We start from the raw sequence: 2,952 nt of genomic DNA on the forward strand, positions 1-2,952 counted from the left end.
GATCAGGTAACAGCCTATGAACTGTCACTATTTTTCACCAGTTTTGTGATGCTGCAATTCTGGAATTTATTTAATGCCAAATGCTTCGGTTCCAAGGATTCCGTCTTATCCCAACTCTGGCAAAATCCTAGTTTTTTGGCGATCGCCGGGGTAATTTTCATCGGACAAATTCTGATTGTTCAATTTGGCGGCAGCATTTTCCGAACTGTTCCCCTGTGTCTGACAGACTGGTTATGGATTATAGGCGGAACCTCCCTCGTCCTGTGGATTGGTGAATCAAATCGGGCGATCGTCCGGTGGAGAAAAGGTTAATCAACTCTGAGAAACCCCGTTTCGTATCTCAATCTTAGGTACAGCTTGTTCACCAGTCGCTTAATACATTGCCCTCACCCTAAATCTGGATCCCAGAGAGGGAGAGGGACTTTGAGAGGTGATCAGATGATTTCTGAACAGGCTGTAAGAGACCAAAGCGATCGCCCAAACCCCCTTTCTTTTGCTGCCCAAAATTTACGATCGCACATCCATCGGATGCATTGCCGTCACTTCCCCATAGCAGGCAAAATCCCTGATATTAAAAGTCACAATATGAGTCAATCCATGTACCAGCATTGCTGCCACCAACCGCGCATCATGGACATTAACTCCCCTCACCCCATAAGTCAGCACCAACCTTTCCCACTCCGAATAAATGGCTAACCTATCCGGTAATAGCAAAAAAAGCCCTTTTAATCGATTGACTTCAGCAGCCGCTTCCCTTGGGGTATGTCCTAAACCATTCTTATCTACAGGGCGGGTGTAAACATTCCAAAACTCGATTAAATTTTGGGGAATGATACAAACATCTCCCCCTTGTGCAAGCAGAATATTTGTCGCTGTTACTGCATCGGCGTGCATGGAATGGTTAGCGTCTGCACTCCGCAACAGAATATTAGTATCAATCAAAAATGACATTAACCCCTTTCTCCATAAATGCTTTCTCGGCTAATCGCTTCATCGGATAAAGAGGGCTGGTTGCGCGGGTGACTTGCTGCCCATTCCCGAAACGCTTTCGCCCTTTCTTCTGGAGTGGCGGTTTCATAAAAAGGACGATCTTTCCCCGCCGCTGAGGTTTCCTCCTGGTGTGCTTTCAGCTTCTCCGCTAAAAGCGATCGCTCTTCTGGGGAAAGCGATTGAACCACTAGGGCTAAAGATTCCACTAATTTAATATTCATAAACTCTCCTATCCCTGAGAAACCCCGTTTTTTATCTAGTTAGCTAAAGTCTCCAAGCGATCGCGATGTTGTTGTGATTCGCCCCTAGTGCGCGTCACCCACTCCTGAGCATTTTCTCCCAGCATTGGATAAGGAGCATTTCCAGCAATATCTAGCCACTGTCGCTGAGGCTTTTTGTGAGTCACAGTCTCGCGTTTTACCAGCTTCGTTGCATGGCTAATCACCTGCAATTGTTCCCCTGGGTTCAGTTGCTCAATTTCCCGTCACACTTGCCCTAATAACCGACTCATAACCATAACCTCCTGAGATTTTCCTAACTCGCTACCTCTAATTTAGCAATTGCCGCCACCGTTGCGTCCTAAGCGATCGCCCAAACCGGGTTTCTTTGGCCCAAAAAGCGATCGCTCCCCAAGGCTGGCCACCATTTGGCCAGGGACTTCCGTATTTTTACGGAGTAAATTCTGTCCTGGGGTATTTGGGTGAAATTTTGGGTAGTAATTTAAAAAAGTTGCACAAATCGGATATAAATTTTCTGGAAAGTCGGTTATGATAGTTTCAGAGCCAGAACCATCAGGGTGAAATTATCACCCCCACCAGTTCAATATATATGCTCTAATATTTATATTTTTCCCAAGAATTATGGTGATCAACCCCATCGCAAAGTAGGTAATATTTTGCGGATGTGGGGGGGGGGTTTCTATGGGAAAAATTGATACAAAAGGGTGCGGATTTTGGTGGACAGACAAATATAGAGGTATCTTCAATGATTTATCAACTGTTGATCCGCCATCTCCGTTATGGGGAGATGCAATGCACTGAAAGCGCTTATGGCTGATTTATGGATTTATTGAGGATTGCCATACCAGGGTGTTGATATGGATTTATTTCTTTGGAAACAAACATCATCAACCATCAGAAAATGAATAGACAAAATCATAGTAGCGCTCAACTACCTGTAGAGTTTTGGCAACAATGGCTAGAGCATCAAGACTATCTCTGGCGTTGTTGTCTGAGACAAATGGGGAACCCCATTGAAGCCGAAGATGCCCTCAGTGAAGCCTTGTTGAAAGCCCAAGAAAAACTGACAAAATGCACCCGACCGATTCGGAATTGGAGGCATTGGTTAGTTAAAGTCACCTGGAATCATTGTACAGATATCCTCAGACAGCGACATCGCCAACGATTAAAAGTTGAGAATGTCGATGCGATCGCTCCCTTGTCCGAATGGGGAAGTCCCGAACCCACGCCGGAACAGATTTGTATAGGCTGGGAAATGCAAGAATTTCTCGATCACGCCATGGAGGAATTACCGCCGAAGTTGCGGGAAACCTTGATTCTCCATGTGAAAGAACAGCAGTCTTACCTAGAAATCGCCCAGCAACTTCTCGTGTCCCCGATCAACGTCCGTAAGCGCATTTCCCAAGCCAGGGGGATTTTGGCGGCTCGCCTGGTAGACTACTACAGCAGCAGCGGGAGCAAACGGCGATCGGTCCAGTTAGAACCGGAAACCATCGTCCCCCTCAAGCCCAAAAAAAAGGGGAAAAAAAATTCACTTCCATCATATACCCATTGTTGGGTTCCGTTGCACTTCACCCAACCTACAAAACTGGAAAGCGATCGCATTTACCTGGGGGGAAAAAAAATTCACTTCCATCATATACCCATTGTTGGGTTCCGTTGCACTTCACCCAACCTACAAAACTGGAAAGCGATCGCATCTACCTGGGAAAAAAAAATTCAC

Annotated in this window: 5 protein-coding genes; 2 read left to right on the forward strand and 3 right to left on the reverse strand. The window is 45.9% G+C overall.

Translation table 11 applies throughout. The features are described from left to right. Window positions 1-312, forward strand: a 312-nt coding sequence (locus B9T16_RS27440; protein WP_410246264.1) for a cation transporting ATPase C-terminal domain-containing protein, incomplete at its 5' end; no start/stop codon positions are given. 195 nt (window positions 313-507) lie between these two features. Here the strand turns inward: B9T16_RS27440 and B9T16_RS27445 are convergent. Genes B9T16_RS27445 through B9T16_RS27455 form a run of 3 tightly spaced genes read right to left on the reverse strand, consistent with a single transcriptional unit; the run spans window position 508 to window position 1,435 of the window. Then, window positions 508-951 (reverse strand): type II toxin-antitoxin system VapC family toxin, encoded by a 444-nt coding sequence (locus B9T16_RS27445; RefSeq protein WP_410246265.1) that lies wholly within the window; start codon window positions 949-951, stop codon window positions 508-510. Further along, window positions 951-1,211: a hypothetical protein gene (locus B9T16_RS27450; RefSeq protein WP_006616127.1), complete on the reverse strand. Its 261-nt coding sequence runs from the start codon at window positions 1,209-1,211 to the stop codon at window positions 951-953. Before B9T16_RS27450 ends, B9T16_RS27445 begins: the two co-directional genes overlap by 1 nt. Before the next feature lie 35 nt (window positions 1,212-1,246). After that, window positions 1,247-1,435, reverse strand: a complete 189-nt coding sequence (locus B9T16_RS27455; protein WP_006616126.1) for a hypothetical protein — start codon at window positions 1,433-1,435, stop codon at window positions 1,247-1,249. Between the two features lie 695 nt (window positions 1,436-2,130). On the opposite strand from B9T16_RS27455, the gene B9T16_RS27460 reads away from it, so the two are divergent. Beyond that, a partial coding sequence (locus B9T16_RS27460) for an RNA polymerase sigma factor (RefSeq protein WP_410246266.1) occupies window positions 2,131-2,952 on the forward strand: 822 nt, incomplete at its 3' end.

Source organism: Arthrospira sp. PCC 8006 (assembly GCF_046480465.1).
Taxonomy (GTDB): Bacteria; Cyanobacteriota; Cyanobacteriia; order Cyanobacteriales; family Microcoleaceae; genus Limnospira; species Limnospira platensis.